Origin of the sequence: Faecalibacterium sp. BIOML-A4, assembly GCF_009679665.1 — a bacterium.
Classification (GTDB): domain Bacteria; phylum Bacillota; class Clostridia; order Oscillospirales; family Ruminococcaceae; genus Faecalibacterium; species Faecalibacterium taiwanense.
In genome coordinates this window covers 17378-33468 of record NZ_WKZG01000008.1, presented here as the reverse complement: position 1 = coordinate 33468, position 16091 = coordinate 17378, and the positions used below count along the sequence as shown (strand labels likewise).

Below are 16091 nucleotides of genomic sequence, written 5' to 3'. Positions count from 1 at the left end.
TTTTATGCTATACTGTTCCTGCGGCCCTTCTCCATTCCCCTAACCGCGGAAAGGAGGTGAACCCCTTGGAAACTCTCTCTACATTTATCCAAACCGTTGCCGCGCAGGTAGTTGCCTACTATCTGTGCACATGGATCGACGGTAAGATCGGCAAGGGCAGCAAACACTAAAAGAAGCCCCCGGTACTGACACTACCGGGGGCTTCGTGTTTCGGCATGAACCCGATGGATTCAATCTCTCTACATTGCCTATCTTTAGTATATGCAGTTTTGGGCAAAAGTCAAGCGATGAAATATAAATTATTTTTTACGCCTTACCGGCTTTTTCTTGCGCACGCTGTAGCCAAAGGTGCCCAGCTTTTTGCCCAGTGCCAGATATTCGCCGTGGCTGTAGACGATGAGCTTTGCCTTTTCGAGACACAGCTTGCCGTTTTCGTCCAGCAGGCTTTCGTCTACATCGCAGGCTGCCACTTCGGCAAGGAACAAATCGTGGCTGCCCAGCGGGATCACCTGAGTTACCTTGCATTCCAGATTGACCGGGCTTTCTTCCAGAATGGGGCAGTCGGTCAGCACGCTGCCGGGGGCAGAATGCAGGCCGCAGGCGGCAAATTTATCCACATCACGGCCGCTTTTTACGCCGCACCAGTCCACCGAACGCACCAGCGCTTCGGTGGGCAGATTGATGGCAAACTGTCCGCTTTCCTGAATGAGGTGGTGGCTGTAGCGCTCCGGCCGAACGCTGATGGACACCATGCTGGGCTGGGTGCAGATGGTGCCCGTCCAGCCGATGGTGATGAGGTTTGGCTTTTCCAGCCCGCCGCAGGACACCAATACCGGCGGTTCCGGGTTCAGCAGGGTGCTGCCGCGCCAGCTCTGTTTGCTCATCCGTGATACTTCCTTTCGTAGGGTGCCCAGGTGCGCTCGCTGATGATGTAGCGCGGGCGGGCTTTCGTCTCCATATAAATTTTGCCGATATACTCGCCGATCACGCCTAAGCACACCAGCTGCACGCCGCTCATGAAGCAGACGATGCACACGATGGAGGCCCAGCCGGCCACGCTGCTGCCCATGGCGGCGCACACGATGGCCCAGATGACTCCGATAAAGCTGATCAGGCTCACAAAGATGCCAGATCCGGTAATAAGGCGGATGGGCTTGTTGGAAAGACTGGTGATGCCGTCAAAGGCAAGGGCCAGCATCTTGCTCAGCGGATAGTGGCTCTCACCGGCAAGGCGTTCGTGGCGCTCGTAGGTGACAACATCGCTCTTGAAGCCAACCAGCGGCACCATGCCGCGCAGGAAAATGTTCACTTCCCTATAGTCGGCAAAGCTTTCCAGCACATGGGTGCTGATGAGGCGGTAGTCTGCGTGGTTGAACACGATGTCTGCGCCCAGAGCGTTCATCACATGGTAAAAGCCCTCGGCGGTGAAGCGCTTGAAGAAGGTGTCTGTATCGCGGCGGCTGCGCACGCCGTAGACCACCTCGGCACCGTCCAGATACTTTTTAACCATCTCGTCCATGGCGTTGATGTCGTCCTGACCATCACAGTCGATGGAAATGGTGACATCGCAGGTGCCGCTGTGCAGTGCCTCCATCAAGCCTGCCAGCACGGCGTTCTGGTGGCCGCGGTTGCGGCTCTGGGAAATGCCGATGTAGTGCTCGTCCTGTGCGGCAAAACTCTGGATCAGTTCCCATGTCTTGTCTTTGGAGCCGTCGTTCACGAACAGCACCCGGCTCTTCTCGCTCACAAGGCCCTGTGCGGTCAGAGAATGGATCTTTTCCAGAAACATGGGAGCTGTAATGGGCAGCACCTGCTCCTCGTTGTAGCAGGGGATCACGATCCATAAAATCGGTTTTGACATATTTAAAAATACTCCTATATTAAAAATAACAAGATGATGCCGCTGACGGTTACGGCCTTCCAGTGAAAAAGAGTTTTAGAAAAATCCGTAGATTTTTCTAAAACGCAAATATAAAAATAAAATTTCAGCTGAATACAGCCAAAGCGCACGCGGCGGCTATTCAAATGGTCACTGCACCATTTGCTTCAGTACCGCAGGCTCCAGCAGCTTGAAGCTGCTTTTGTAGGTGTCCAGCAGGCCGTCCCGCTGCATCTGGCTCAGCTCGCGGCTGAGGGCACTGCGGTCGCAGTTCAGGTAATCCGCCAGCTGGATGCGGGAGAACGGGATGCTGAAGGTCAGGCTGCCAGCCCGCTCGGCTTCACTGAGCAGATAGGCGCACACTTTGGCCCGCAGGCTTTTGAGCACCAGCAGGTCGATGCGGCGGGAGAGGGAAAAATATTTATCGCTGATGGTGCGCACCAGATTGCGCAATGTCTGCTGGTGCGCCGGACTGCCATCCGAAAGCAGCAGCCGCTCGTAGGGAATCAGCAGCACCTCGCAGGGCACCGAAGCCATCACCGTGACCGGGCTTGCCAGACTGGAACCGCTCAGCACATCGCCGAACACGCCGCCCGGTTCCATGTGAGTGATGGGAATGCGCGCACCCTGCGGCCCGGGACGGTAGGCTTCCAGCTCACCGGACAGTACGATGCCCACCCTGCGGTTGGGTTCGCCCGCCAGAACAAGCGCTTCGCCTTTGCCATAGCTGCGCATAACGGCACCCAGCTGAGCCAGCAGGGTCTGCAGCTCTTCAGGGGTCAGACCATTGAATAAAGAGGTGGAGCATAACAGCGGAAGAAAGTTTTTCATCACAATTCCGTGGGAAAGATCCGGCTTCCCACAGCCCTCCTGCAATTCCGTTGCACACGCAACGGTATTTTTGACTCTATTATAGTAAACTTAGACCCGCAAAGCAAATGATTTTGCAAATTTGCCTTGTAAAAAATATGAAAAGACCGACCCATGGTTCTGTGCAAAATTTTCAGGCACAAAATGGCGCGGTCTTGTGAGGAAAGAGGGAACCCCGCATGAAAAAACTGACATCCATGCTGCTGGCTCTGGCCCTTGTGCTGAGCCTTGCCGCCTGCGGCGGCGCGGCATCCAGCTCTGTTGCATCCAGTGCAGCTTCCAGCGAAGCTGTCCCAGAGGCTGCTTCGGAAGCCGCTTCCAGTGAGGAAGCAAAGGAACTGTCCACCACCGATGCTCTGCGCATTGCCGGCCTGAAAGGCCCCACCACCATGGGCCTTGTCAACCTGCTGAGCATGGAAGAGGATGGCACCGCTTCCATGGATTACGACCTGCAGCTTTACGGCGCTGCCGATGAGATCGTGCCGCTGCTGATGAAGGGCGAGCTGGACATGGCTGCCATCCCGGCAAATCTGGCCGCCACCCTGTATCAGAAGACGGAGGGCGGCATTCAGGCTGTGGCCGTCAACACGTTGGGCGTGCTGTACGTAGTGGAAAAAGGCGGCGACACGATCCAGTCCATGGCAGACCTTGCAGGCCGTACCATCCTGTCCACCGGCAAGGGCACCACGCCGGAGTACGTGCTGCGCTATCTTCTGAACGCCAACGGCATCGACCCGGACAAGGACGTGACCATTGAATACTACAGCGAGGCCACCGAGGTCACGGCCCAGATGGCCAATACCGAGGATGCCATTGCAGTTCTGCCCCAGCCCTATGTGACTGCAGCCGGCCTGCAGGACGACACCCTGCGTGTGGCCCTCGACCTGACCGAGGAATGGAACAAGGTCGCGGATACCCAGCTCATCACCGGCGTGACCGTGGTGCGCAAGGAGTATGCCGAGGAACACCCGGATGTTGTGGCCGCATTCCTTACCGACTACGCCAAGAGCGTGGAAGCTGCCAACACCGATCTGGACGGCACTGCCGCTCTGTGCGAGGAGCAGGGTGTTGTGGCCAAGGCGGCCATTGCCAAGAAGGCCCTGCCCAACTGCAACATCGTCTGCCTGACCGGCGACGAGCTCAAGACCAACGCATCCGCTTATCTGCAGGTGCTGTTTGATGCCGACCCCAAGGCAGTGGGCGGCGCAATGCCCGGCGACGATTTCTACTGGACTGCCGAGTGATTCCTCAATAAGCCATCTCTCCGGCCGCTGTGCGATTGGTACGCACGGCGGCTTTTTTGTTTGCACAAAATGCTTGTATCCCAGCTTTTGTGCTCCCTGCACAAATTTCAAGACAAATTTTTGTGAACGGAAATGAATGAAATTGACTGAAAGCGATTGATTTTGGCGCTGCATTTGCTATAATAAAGATGAAATCAACCAAAACAACGCACAAACGGTCATAAACCGTCAAAGATAAGATCAAACCAAAGGAGAGAATGCCGATGCTGGCAGAAGAACGCTTCAGCCTGATCATGGAACAGCTGAACCGCAAGCGCACCGTGACAGTGCAGGAACTGTGCGAGGCGCTGAACACCAGCGAATCCACCATCCGGCGCGACCTGACCGAACTGGACCGGCTGGGCAAGCTGAACAAGGTGCACGGCGGTGCCACCCTGCCGGACAGCCGTTTTCTGGCGGATGAACCCACCATGGAGGCCAAGGAGTCGCAGGCTGTGGAGCAGAAGCACAGCATCGCGCAGGCGGCGGCAAAGCTCATCAACGCCGATGATTTTGTGTTCATCGATGCAGGCTCCACCACGCTGGAGCTGGTGCGTGCACTGGCGGGGGATGCCCTCAAAGCCAGCTATGTGACCAACGGCGTGGCCCATGCCCGGGCACTGGCCCGAAAGGGCTGCCGGGTGTATCTGCCCGGAGGACTGCTACGGCCCGAGACCGAAGCCATTGTAGGTGCACCCACAGTCACCAGCCTGCAGCGCTACAATTTTACCAAGGCGTTCATGGGTGCCAACGGTGTGGCGCTGGATGCCGGTTTTACCACGCCGGACCCCGAGGAAGCTGCCGTGAAAGCAGCGGCAGTGCACCGTGCACGGGAAGCCTGGTTCCTTGTGGATGATGCCAAGTTTTCCCGCATCTACCCGGCAGTCATTGCCGACCTGCAGGGCGGTGCCATTCTCACCAACCGCTGCCCCAACCCCAAATACAAACAATTCACGCTGGTAAAGGAGACGGAAGTATGATTTATACCGTAACATTCAACCCGGCCATTGACTATGTGGTGCGTTTGGATGCACCGCTGGAAGTAGGCGAGGTGAACCGCGCCAAAGGCGAGGACTGCGTGCTGGGCGGCAAGGGCATCAATGTGTCCGGTGTGCTGGCACAGCTGGGCTGCGAGAGCGTGGCGCTGGGCTTTGTGGCCGGTGAGACCGGCGCATGGCTGGAACGCGGTCTTGCTGCACAGGGCTTAAAGACCGATTTTGTGCATCTGGAACAGGGCATGACCCGCATCAATGTCAAGATCAAAGCCGGGCAGGAGACCGAACTGAACGGCGCAGGCCCCGACATCCCGGAGAGCGCCATGCAGGAGCTGGAAAAGAAGCTGGACAGCCTGAACGAGGATGATATTCTCATTCTGGCGGGCAGCATCCCGGCAAGCCTTTCGCAGGATACCTACGAGCGGCTGCTGGCCCGGCTGCAGGGCAGGGGCGTGCGTGCTGTGGTGGATGCCACCCGCGACCTGCTGGTGAACGTGCTGCAGTACCACTCCTTCCTCATCAAGCCCAATAACCACGAGCTGGGCGAGATCGTGGGCAGGGTGCTGACTACGGACGAAGAGATCATTGCTGCGGCCCGCACCCTACAGCAAAAGGGCGCTCGCAACGTGCTGGTAAGCATGGCGGGCGACGGTGCCCTGCTGGTGGACGAAAATGGCGAGGTGCACCGCATCGGCTGCCCCAAGGGCAAGGTCGTAAACAGCGTGGGCGCAGGCGACAGCATGGTGGCCGGCTTTGTGGCTGGCTGGATGCAGACCCGGAGCTATTCCTTTGCACTGCGTTTGGGCACCGCCTGCGGCAGTGCAACGGCGTTCAGCCTTGGCCTTGCCACCAAAGAAAAAATCGACGAACTGATGAAGGAAATCTGACCCTCTGTGACGGAGAGGGTTGCAGTTATACAGGAAGGGAGAAAAATCATGCGTATTACGGAATTATTCACCGCGCAGTCCATCGCACTGGATGAGGCTCTGACCGATCAGGAGCAGATCATCAGCCGTCTGGTGGAGCTGCAGGCCACCCATGGCAACATCACGGACAAGGATGCCTACAAAAAGGCCCTTTATGCCCGTGAGGCGGAGGGCTCCACCTATGTGGACAACGGCATCACGGTGCCCCACGCCAAGACCAATGTAGTCACCCGGCCCAGTCTGGCGGCGCTGCGGCTGAGCAGCCCTGTGCAGTACAATGCCGAGGACGACGGTACCACCGACCTGCTGTTTGCCATTGCGGCTCCGGAAAACGGCAGCCTGCATGTGGACATGCTGGCCCGTATGATGCAGATGCTGATGAACGAGGACTTTGTAGAAAAGCTGAAGGCCGCAAAGACCCCTGCAGAGTTCCTTGACTGCATCGATGCACAGGAGGAGGCTCAGTTCGGCGCGGAGAGCTTCACCCAGCAGGAGATCCCCCAGAGCGGCTACCGCATTCTGGCCGTGACCGCCTGCGTCAACGGCATCGCCCACACCTATATGGCAGCGGAAGCCCTGACCAAGGCCGGTGACAAGCTGGGTCTGCCCACCAAGGTGGAGACCAATGGCTCGGATGGAGCAAAGAACATCCTCACCAGAGAAGAGATCGCAAACTGCGACGGCATCATCGTGGCAGCAGAAAAGAAGGTAGAGACCGCACGCTTCGACGGCAAGCCGGTGCTGTTCACCCGGGTGGACGATGGCATCCACAAGCCGGAGGAGCTCATCAAGAAGATCGTGCACGGCGAGGTGCCTGTTTACCACGCCGAGGGCGGCGCACAGGCCGCCGAGGATGCTTCCGGCAAGGACAGCTTTGGCCGCGCTCTGTACAAGAACCTGATGAACGGTGTCTCCCACATGCTGCCCTTCGTGGTGGGCGGCGGCATCATGATCGCGCTGGCGTTCCTGCTGGACGATTACACCATCGATCCCTCCAACTTTGGCATGAACACCCCGGTCGCTGCCTTCTTTAAGACGGTGGGCAGCGCAGCCTTCGGTTACATGCTGCCAATCCTGTCTGCCTTCATTGCCATGTCCATCGCGGACCGTCCGGGTCTGGCGGTCGGTTTTGTGGGCGGTGTGCTGGCCATGAACGGCACCAACTTTGCAGGCATTGCAGCGGGTGAGACCACCGGTGTTTCCGGCGGCTTCCTTGCTGCACTGCTGGCCGGTTTTGCTGCAGGCTACATCGTCGAGCTGCTGAAAAAGATCACCGAAAAGCTGCCTGCCAGCCTGAATGGCATCCGTCCCATGCTCATCTACCCGCTGGGCGGTATGCTCATCCTCGGCGCGGTGATGTGCGGCATCAACCCGGTCATGGGCATGATCAACACGGCCATGACCGATTGCCTGAACGCCATGGGCGGCACCTCCAAGGTGCTGCTGGGTGCCGTCGTGGCCGGTATGATGAGCATTGATATGGGCGGCCCGTTCAACAAAGCAGCTTATGTCTTTGGCACGGCAGCCCTTGCCTCCGGCAACTATGAGGTGATGGCCGCTGTCATGGTGGGCGGCATGGTTCCTCCCATCGCCATCGCCCTGTCCACCACCTTCTGCCCCAAGAAGTGGACTGCCGACGAGCGCCGCAACGGCATCGTGAACTACGTCATGGGCCTGTGCTTCGTCACCGAGGGTGCAATCCCTTATGCAGCAGCAGATCCGCTGCGCGTCCTGCCCAGCTGTGTGGCCGGTGCAGCGGTGGCCGGTGCGCTCTCCATGACCTTCGGCTGCGCTCTGCGTGCACCGCACGGCGGCATCTTCGTGTTCCCAGTCGTGGACCATACCGCTCTGTACTGTGTGGCGCTGGCTGTGGGCAGCGTTCTGGGTGCTGTGATCCTGAGCCTGCTCAAGAAAAACCGTACCGACGCAGAATAAACGCCATTCCCTCCATATTCGAGATACTTCATAAAGCTGCAGCAAGCCTCCGGGGAGACCCGGGGGCTTGCTGTATTACGCAGGATCGCGCGAAGGATCAGAAGGATAAAAAGAAAAAGTAACCGCCCACGACTTCCAATCCAATCAGATATAACATGATACACCCGCTGTCAAAAACGCGGCAAGAACCATTTTCACAAAAAATGCAGCAAAGAACAGCGCGAAACACCGCATTTGCTGGAAAAAGCTTTGCAGCCGCCCTTTTGGATTGCACCCGGTTTTTGAGTGTGGTATACTGTTTCTGTTATGGAAAAGTTCCGGTGCGGTGTGCCGGGCACAGCAAAGAGGAAAAGGAAACGAACGATGAAAATTGGATTTGACAACGACAAATATCTCTCGATGCAGTCAGAACATATCCGCGAGCGCATCAAGAAGTTCGACAACAAGCTCTATCTGGAATTCGGCGGCAAGCTGTTCGATGATTACCACGCGTCCCGCGTGCTGCCGGGCTTCCAGCCCGATTCCAAGCTGCAGATGCTGCTGCAGCTGAAGGATCAGGCCGAGGTGGTCATCGTTATCAGCGCCGAGGACATCATCAGCAACAAGATCCGCGGCGACTACGGCATCACCTACGATCTGGATGTGCTGCGCCTGATCGATGCCTTCCAGGAAGTAGGCCTGTATGTGGGCAGCGTGTGCGTGACCAAGTACGCCGCTGCACCGGAGGTGGAGGCCTTTGAAAAGCGGCTGAACGGTCTGGGCATCCGCACCTTCCGCCACTACAAAATTCCCGGCTATCCCAACGATGTGGCCCGCATCGTCAGCGACGAGGGCTACGGCAAGAACGATTACATCGAGACCCAGCGCCCGCTGGTGGTCATCACGGCCCCCGGCCCCGGCAGCGGCAAAATGGCCACCTGCCTTTCCCAGCTGTACCATGAGTACAAGCGCGGCGTGAAGGCCGGTTACGCCAAGTTCGAGACCTTCCCCATCTGGAACATTCCCCTCAAGCACCCGGTGAATCTGGCCTACGAGGCCGCCACAGCCGACCTGAACGATGTGAACATGATCGACCCGTTCCATCTGGAAGCCTACGGCGTGACCACCGTCAACTACAACCGCGATATTGAGATCTTCCCGGTGGTGAACGCCATGTTTGAGCTGATCGCCGGCAAAAGCCCGTATAAGTCCCCCACGGACATGGGCGTGAACATGGCAGGCAACTGCATCGTGGACGATGCGGTCTGCCGCGAAGCCTCCCGCAAGGAAATCCTGCGCCGCTACTTCAAGTGCCTGTGTGAGCAGAAGATCACCGGCACGGTCAAGGAGACCGAGCGCTACAAGCTGGAACTGCTGATGAATCAGGCCGACCTGACCGTGGGCCAGCGCGAAGTGGAAAAGCAGGCTCATGCCCGCAGCGAGAGCACCGGCGGGGCCCCTGCTGCCGCCATTGAGCTGCCGGACGGCACCGTTGTTACCGGCAAGACCGGTCCGCTGCTGGGTGCAGCAGCATCTGCTCTGATGAATGCTCTCAAGGTGCTGGCCGGTATCCCGCAGGAGACCGACCTTGTGAGTGCGGCTTCCATTGAGCCCATCCAGACCCTCAAGACCAACTATCTGGGCGGCAAGAATCCCCGCCTGCACACCGACGAGATCCTGATCGCGCTTTCCAGCTCGGCTGCTTCCAACGAGCAGGCTGCAGCGGCCATGCATCAGCTGCCCAACCTCAAGGGCTGTGATGTGCACTCCACCGTGCTGCTCTCGGGTGTGGATACCAGCACCCTGAACCGGCTGGGAATGTACCTGACCTGTGACCCTGTTTACGAGGAAGAGGACCGCAAGTACCACAAGCAGTAAATTATACAAAAAACAAAACAGGCGCATCCAAAGGCCGAAAGGCTGGCGGATGCGCCTGTTTTTTATTGGTTCAGATGCCGGTAAAATAAGGTCTGTACTTTTCTGCGTACAGCTGGGTGCCCATGCGGCGCAGGCCGCCGTACAGGTGCCGCCGGATCAGCGGTTCAATGGCATCCAGGTCTTTTTCCCGGATCACCCGCAAAATTTCCCGGTGCTCGCTCAGCACATCCGGCACATTGTTGGCCCGCACCACATCCAGACGGGTAAAGCGGGAATAATCCGGCTGCGGCTTTGTCAGGTTCTGCCAGATATACCACTTGTTCATGCTGCAAAACCAGATGGCGTGCATTTCCAGATCCAGCGTCAGGAAGGCATTGATATCCACATTGTCTGGGTCGGTCATGGTCTGGGCCATCTCTTCCAGCAGGTCATATTTGTGCTTGATTTCGATGTACTCTTTGGGCGAACAGACCTGAATGAAATCGCGCAGCACCGTGCTTTCAACGGCTGTGCGCTGGTATACGATCTGATCCACGATATCCAGATTGATGGGGGTGACGATGGTGCCCTTGCAGGGAATGATCTGCACAAAGCCGTTCTGTTCCAGCCGCTGCAGGGCAGCGCGCACCGGTGTGCGCGAAATGCCGAACCGTTTGCACAGCTGATTTTCGCTGATGGTCTCTCCGGGCTTGATCTTCAGCGTAACGATTTCATATTCCAGCGTCTGGTAGATGTCCTCCGGATGCAGCTGTTCAGCCATGTGCTCACACTCCATTTACATAGTTGATGATAAGATATTTCTATTTTAGCCTGCCAAAAAGAGATTGTCAACGCATGAGAATGAAGTATACAATAGCCTGTATACAAGTATAGGAAAAGCTCCGAAATTTATCATATCTGACAAAAATTGATATATCAGATGAAAATGAACGGGATTGTGTCATCAGATTGTAACAGTTTCCACGAGAAACGGATAAGATTGTTAGTTATGCACAAAGAAACTTTACGAAGTTGGTGAAGTTTGGCTCTTATGCGGATGTGAATTTTCTGTTACGATTAGCGTGCAATGAAAATGCTGTATACAGGGGTCACCAAAAACTTTGCTAGCGTATAAGGCAAAAAGGCACCCCTGAAACAAGGAGGAAGAAGATTATGAAAAAGGTCTCTCGTCGCAATTTCCTGAAGGTGTCTGGTGCAATGGCAGCTGCAGGTGCTCTGGCAGCCTGCGGCGGTTCCGGTGCATCCACTCCGGCTGCTTCCGGCGCAGCATCCACCAGCACTGCAGCAAGTGCCGCAGCAGCCGGTGAGGACAAGTTTGCATCTCTGGGCGACTTCACCATGACCGTGGGTCATGCACAGCCCGAAGGCAACCCCCGCTTTGTTTCCATGGAGCAGTTTGCCGCCGATGTGGCAGAGGCCACCAATGGCCATGTGAAGATCGAAGTTTACGGCAACGGCCAGCTGGGCACCGAGAAGGAGATGCTGGAGCAGGTTGTGGCCGGCACCGTGCAGGGCATGCGCGGCGGTCAGTTCGACTTCAGCCCCCGTCTGCTGATGTTCACCCTGCCCTTCCTGACCAACACCCGTGCGCAGGTCACGGCTCTGCTGCAGAGCGATCTGGCACAGAAGGTGTGCGCTGAGGCCGAAGGCGAGACGGGCACTGTCATCATTAACCTGTGCGATGCAGGCGGCTACCGCCAGTTCTCCAACTCCAAGCACCCCATCAAGGCTCCCGCAGACCTGAAGGGCCTGAAGATGCGCACCAACGGCATGAAGACCATTGACATGACCTTCCAGGCAATGGGTGCTACCACCACCACCATCCCGTACTCCGACCTGTACATGGGCCTGAAGACCGGCGTTGCAGACGGTCAGGAGAACCCTTGGGTCAACGTGGAGGGCATGAAGTTCTATGAAGTGCAGAAGTACTTCACCGAGGTCAACTACCAGTTCCATCCGGACCCCTTCTATGTGAACGCAGCATGGTGGAACGGCCTGCCCGAGGAGTACCGCGATATCATTACCGAGTGCGCCACCAAGATGGGCGAGTACAACGACGAGCTGATCGACAAGAACTCCAGCGCCGCAAAGCAGACCATCGTGGATTCCGGCTGCGAAGTCTACGAGCCCTCTGCCGATGAGCTGAAGGCCTTTCAGACCGCTGTGCAGTCCGTGTACGACCAGTGTGTCACCGAGGGCATCTGCACCGCCGACGAAATCAAGGAGATGCAGGATATCGTCGCAAAGGCATAAGCAGAAACGACCAAAGGCTAGAACGGCCATGTTACGGTAAAGGCGAGAGGGCAGCCTGCGGGCTGCCCTCTGCTGTAACAGGCCGATGGAAAAAGTTGTAAAATAACCGAAAGGGGCTGAGCACCATCGAAAAGCTGAAAAAAATCGGCAAGAAGCTGTTTGACATATACTTTACCATCGGCGTGATCGCCATGGCACTGCTGGCAGCTCTTGTGATCTTTACCGTTATTGCGCGCTACTGCTTCTCCCTGAGCTGGAAGCAGCTGGCAGAGTTCAACACCACCCTGTTTGCATTTACCACCTTCTGGGGCATGGGCATCAACGTGATCAAGGACGAGCACGTCATGATCGACATCCTTTACGACGGTGTCAAGCCTGCCCGCAAGCGCTGGCTGGCTATCGTCAATTACCTCATCGTGCTGGCCGTGGTGCTGGTGTTCACCTATCAGGGCTTCAAGTATGTGGGCGTTGCCGGTAAGCAGATCAGTCAGGGCATGGAGATCCCCATGATGTATATGTACGGCATCATGCCGGTGTGCGGCATCATCTGTGCCATCTGCGTCGTGATCAAGATCATCACCCTGTACAAGGCCGATATTTCCTACTTTGCGCCCAAGAATCAGGCGCTGAGCCGTGACGACGCATAAGCGGAAAGGGGAGAATACACAACTATGGCAATGCTCATCCTTCTGGTGCTGCTGATCTTCTTTGCCGCGCTGGGCATCCCGCTGGCCTTCGCCATCGGCGCTTCCTGTGTGACCTACATCCTGATCTATGCACCTACCTTTATTACCATGCTGCCGCAGCGCGTGTGGAACGGTGCCTACAGTGAGCTGATGATCGCCATGCCGCTGTTCATGCTGGCTGGCGAACTGATGAACACCGGCGGCATCACCCAGCGCATCATCAACTTCTGCATGGAGCTGCTGCGGCCCATCCGCGGCGGTCTGGGCGAAGTGAACATCGTGGCTTCCATGATCTTCGGTGGCATTTCCGGCTCCTCTGTGGCCGATACCTCGGCTCTGGGTTCCATCCTGATCCCCGCCATGGAGAAGGAAGGCTACCCGCCGGAAGCTTCTGCCGGTATCACGGTGGCATCCTCCACCATGGGCATGATCATCCCGCCCTCCACCCCCATGATCGTTTACTCTATGATCTCCGGTGCATCGGTGGGTGCGCTGTTCGTGGCAGGTGCCGTGCCCGGCATCCTGATCGGTCTGACCCAGCTGGTGCTGGTGTACATCATCAGCGCCAAGAAGGGCTGGCATCCGGAAAAGATCAAGTTTGACGGCAAGCGCGCCGCCAAGAGCCTGCTTTCCGGCATTCCTGCCCTCATCATGCCGCTGTTCATCATCATCTGCGTTTCCTTCGGCGTGTGCACTGCATCCGAAAGTGCCGGTGTGGCCGTGCTGTATTCCATGCTGGTGGGCTTCTTCGTCTACAAGGAGCTGACATGGAAGGGTGTCTGGGAGGCTTTGAAAAAGACCCTGATCTCTTCTTCCTCCATCATGCTCATCATCGGCTTTACCACCATCTTTACATGGGTGCTGACCATGCAGAAGGTGCCGCAGACGGTGGGTGCCTTCTTCATGTCCCTGAACATGCCCGCATGGGCCATTGCACTGATCTTTGATGTGCTGATCCTGATGATCGGCACCTTCATCGATGTCAGCCCGGCCATCCTGTTGCTCACCCCCATCCTGCTGCCGGTCATGGTGCAGTACGGCTTCTCGCCGCTGCAGTTCGGTGCCATGATGATCACCGGTCTGGCCATCGGTATGGTCACTCCGCCGGTCGGCATGTGCCTGAACGCCTGCAACAAGATCAACCGTATGCCCATCATCGAGATCTTCAAGGGCGCAGCGCCCTACGTGATCTGCAACGTGATCGTTCTGATCTCCATCAGCCTGTGGGGCCCGCTTACTACCGCCCTGCCGCAGCTGCTGGGCTACAGCATCTTCTGAGCTCAACGCGTATACCTCTTATAAAGACAGGCAGCGCTCCCTTGCGGGGCGCTGTTTGTTTTTTGCACGCAAACAGGCGGGACCATTGTATTTGACGGACAGATATGGTACACTAAGGCCACTTGTGTATAGGAATATAGGAAAAGAGGAATTAAATCATGGATACGCAAAAACAAAAGCGCAGCGCCTTTTCCGGCAAGATCGGCTTTGTGCTGTCGGCCGCAGGCGCTTCGGTGGGTCTGGGCAACATCTGGCGGTTTCCGTACCTCGCCGCGAAATACGGCGGCGGCATTTTTCTGCTGGTGTACATCGTGCTGGCCGTCACCTTTGGCTACACGATGATCGTGGCCGAAACGGCACTGGGCCGCATGACCCGCAAAAGCCCGGTGGGTGCCTTTGGAGCTTTTGGCAAAAAGGGCGGCCTGCGGTTCGGCGGCTGGATCAATGCGGTCATTCCCATTCTGATCGTGCCGTACTATTCGGTCATTGGCGGATGGGTCATCCGCTATCTGGCAGAGTATGTCAGCGGACATGGCAGTGAGCTTTCGCAGGACGGCTATTTTTCCAATTTCATTTCCAGCGGACTGTCGGCAGAGGTGTGCTTTCTGATCTTCACGGCCTTTACGCTGGCCATCATCTTTGCCGGTGTGCGCAACGGCGTGGAGCGTGTTTCCAAGGTGATGATGCCGGTGCTGGTGGTGCTTTCGGTGGTCATTGCGGGCTACTCGGTCACGCGCCCGGGCGCACTGGCCGGTGTCAGATATTTTCTGGTGCCGAACGTGGCAAACTTCTCCTGGATGACGGTGGTCACGGCCATGGGCCAGATGTTCTATTCGCTGTCCATCGCCATGGGCATTCTGGTCACTTTTGGCTCCTATATGAAAAAGGATGTCTCCATTGAGGATTCCACCGAGAACGTGGAACTGTTCGACACGGCCATTGCCATCATGGCGGGCCTGATGATCATTCCGGCGGTGTTCTCCTTCTCCGGCGGCGACCCGGACACCCTGCAGGCCGGCCCGGCGCTGATGTTCATTACCATCCCCAAGGTGTTCGAGAGCATGGGCTTTGGCCATGTGGTGGGCATCCTGTTCTTTTTGCTGGTGCTGTTTGCAGCCGTGACCAGCTCCATTGCCCTGACAGAGAGCGCTGTCTCTACCTTTGAGGACGAGCTGGGCTGGAGCCGCGAGCGCGCAACGGCACTGATCGGCCTGATCATGGTGGCGCTGGGCAGCCTTTCGGCACTGGGCTATGGCCCGCTGGCGGGCGTGACGGTGTTCGGAATGCAGTTTCTGGATTTCTTCGATTTCCTCACCAACTCTGTCATGATGCCCATTGCAGCCATTGCTATCTGCCTGCTGGTGTCCCGCGTGATCGGCGTGCAGAAGATCGAAGAAGAGGTGACGCTGGGCGGCAAGCCCTTCCGCCGTAAAAAGATCTTCAACTTCATGATCCAGTATCTGTGCCCCATCTTTGCGGCCATTATCCTGATCAGCTCTGTGGCAAATGCTCTGGGCTGGATCGCAATGTAAAAACAGAAAAGCGCAGAAGGTGTTTCTCAAAGGAAGCCTTCTGCGCTTTTTTGTATGTCCAAAAGGTTTTCTTATGCTGTGAAGTTGCATAAAGCATAGAAAACGGCGATTTTGGCCTCAATTAGCTGGAAGCCTGATTTTATTAGCTGGAACCGAAAATTCTGCTAATGGCATTCGCTGGCTAATTTTGGCGATAGGTTCAAAATGAAAAATGCGAAGATCGTCTTTCACATGGAAAAATGACCTTCGCATTTTCTTAAAATGGCGTCCCCGCCCGGATTCGAACCGGGGGCCTCAGGCTTAGGAGTAGGGGCTGAAGCCATAAATCCTAGGCAAAAGTAGGTAAAACAAGTAACGTTTTATCAATTGATTTTTTGTTACGCTGTCAATCTGAGTAAAGAACACAAACCCCGAAATAAAACGAGTAAAAGGCTTTTCATTAGCAGAAAATTAGCAGAGCTAATGAAAAGTGGAAGGTTCATTGTAAAATGCCCACCTTTCATTAGCTGGGAAGTGTACGTTTCCCTACGGATATTTGCTTGTTTAGCATTCGTGAACCAGACCATACAGCCGTAGCTGGTGTGATGGACAAATGTT

Annotated in this window: 13 protein-coding genes; 9 read left to right on the top strand and 4 right to left on the bottom strand. The window is 56.5% G+C overall.

What is annotated here, in order from left to right; translation table 11 throughout:
- Positions 1-299 precede the first annotated feature (299 nt).
- The 3 genes from GKG34_RS06960 to GKG34_RS06950 all read right to left on the bottom strand — a co-directional run bounded on the left by GKG34_RS06960 (position 300) and on the right by GKG34_RS06950 (position 2710).
- Entirely contained in the window at positions 300-884 is a 585-nt protein-coding gene (locus tag GKG34_RS06960; protein ID WP_154255866.1) for a flavin reductase family protein, read from the bottom strand.
- A complete protein-coding gene (locus GKG34_RS06955; RefSeq protein WP_154255865.1) occupies positions 881-1861 on the bottom strand; it encodes a glycosyltransferase family 2 protein in 981 nt (326 codons plus the stop codon). The genes GKG34_RS06960 and GKG34_RS06955 overlap by 4 nt, the downstream gene beginning before the upstream one ends.
- A 168-nt stretch (positions 1862-2029) precedes the next feature.
- Positions 2030-2710, bottom strand: a complete 681-nt coding sequence (locus GKG34_RS06950) for a Crp/Fnr family transcriptional regulator (RefSeq protein ID WP_120081410.1) — start codon at positions 2708-2710, stop codon at positions 2030-2032.
- A 218-nt stretch (positions 2711-2928) separates the two neighbouring features.
- Between GKG34_RS06950 and GKG34_RS06945 the strand changes: the two genes are divergently transcribed.
- From GKG34_RS06945 to GKG34_RS06925, 5 genes are all read left to right on the top strand, one after another.
- Positions 2929-3993 carry an MqnA/MqnD/SBP family protein gene (locus GKG34_RS06945; RefSeq protein ID WP_097780903.1) on the top strand — a complete coding sequence of 355 codons (1065 nt, stop codon included), beginning with the start codon at positions 2929-2931 and terminating at the stop codon, positions 3991-3993.
- Between the two features lie 263 nt (positions 3994-4256).
- Entirely contained in the window at positions 4257-5012 is a 756-nt protein-coding gene (locus GKG34_RS06940) for a DeoR/GlpR family DNA-binding transcription regulator (protein WP_044954309.1), read from the top strand.
- Positions 5009-5914 (top strand): 1-phosphofructokinase, encoded by a 906-nt coding sequence (gene pfkB, locus GKG34_RS06935; RefSeq protein ID WP_154255864.1) that lies wholly within the window; start codon positions 5009-5011, stop codon positions 5912-5914. Before GKG34_RS06940 ends, pfkB begins: the two co-directional genes overlap by 4 nt.
- A 48-nt stretch (positions 5915-5962) precedes the next feature.
- Positions 5963-7888, top strand: coding sequence for a fructose-specific PTS transporter subunit EIIC (locus GKG34_RS06930; RefSeq protein ID WP_154255863.1), 1926 nt, complete (start codon positions 5963-5965; stop codon positions 7886-7888).
- 363 nt (positions 7889-8251) lie between these two features.
- Positions 8252-9745, top strand: a complete 1494-nt coding sequence (locus tag GKG34_RS06925) for a DUF1846 domain-containing protein (protein ID WP_097776665.1) — start codon at positions 8252-8254, stop codon at positions 9743-9745.
- A gap of 70 nt (positions 9746-9815) precedes the next feature.
- Here the strand turns inward: GKG34_RS06925 and GKG34_RS06920 are convergent, their stop codons facing one another.
- The gene (locus tag GKG34_RS06920) at positions 9816-10505 is read right to left on the bottom strand and encodes a GntR family transcriptional regulator (RefSeq protein ID WP_044954305.1); all 690 of its coding nucleotides are present in this window, start codon (positions 10503-10505) and stop codon (positions 9816-9818) included.
- Between the two features lie 392 nt (positions 10506-10897).
- Here GKG34_RS06920 and GKG34_RS06915 point away from each other — a divergent pair, with 392 nt between their 5' ends.
- From GKG34_RS06915 to GKG34_RS06900, 4 genes are all read left to right on the top strand, one after another.
- Positions 10898-11998, top strand: coding sequence for a TRAP transporter substrate-binding protein (locus GKG34_RS06915; RefSeq protein WP_154255862.1), 1101 nt, complete (start codon positions 10898-10900; stop codon positions 11996-11998).
- Between the two features lie 191 nt (positions 11999-12189).
- The gene (locus GKG34_RS06910) at positions 12190-12645 is read left to right on the top strand and encodes a TRAP transporter small permease subunit (RefSeq protein ID WP_005946464.1); all 456 of its coding nucleotides are present in this window, start codon (positions 12190-12192) and stop codon (positions 12643-12645) included.
- A 24-nt stretch (positions 12646-12669) separates the two neighbouring features.
- The gene (locus tag GKG34_RS06905) at positions 12670-13962 is read left to right on the top strand and encodes a TRAP transporter large permease (protein WP_154255861.1); all 1293 of its coding nucleotides are present in this window, start codon (positions 12670-12672) and stop codon (positions 13960-13962) included.
- Positions 13963-14120: 158 nt separating this feature from the next.
- Positions 14121-15494 (top strand): sodium-dependent transporter, encoded by a 1374-nt coding sequence (locus GKG34_RS06900; protein WP_154255860.1) that lies wholly within the window; start codon positions 14121-14123, stop codon positions 15492-15494.
- Positions 15495-16091 lie beyond the last annotated feature (597 nt).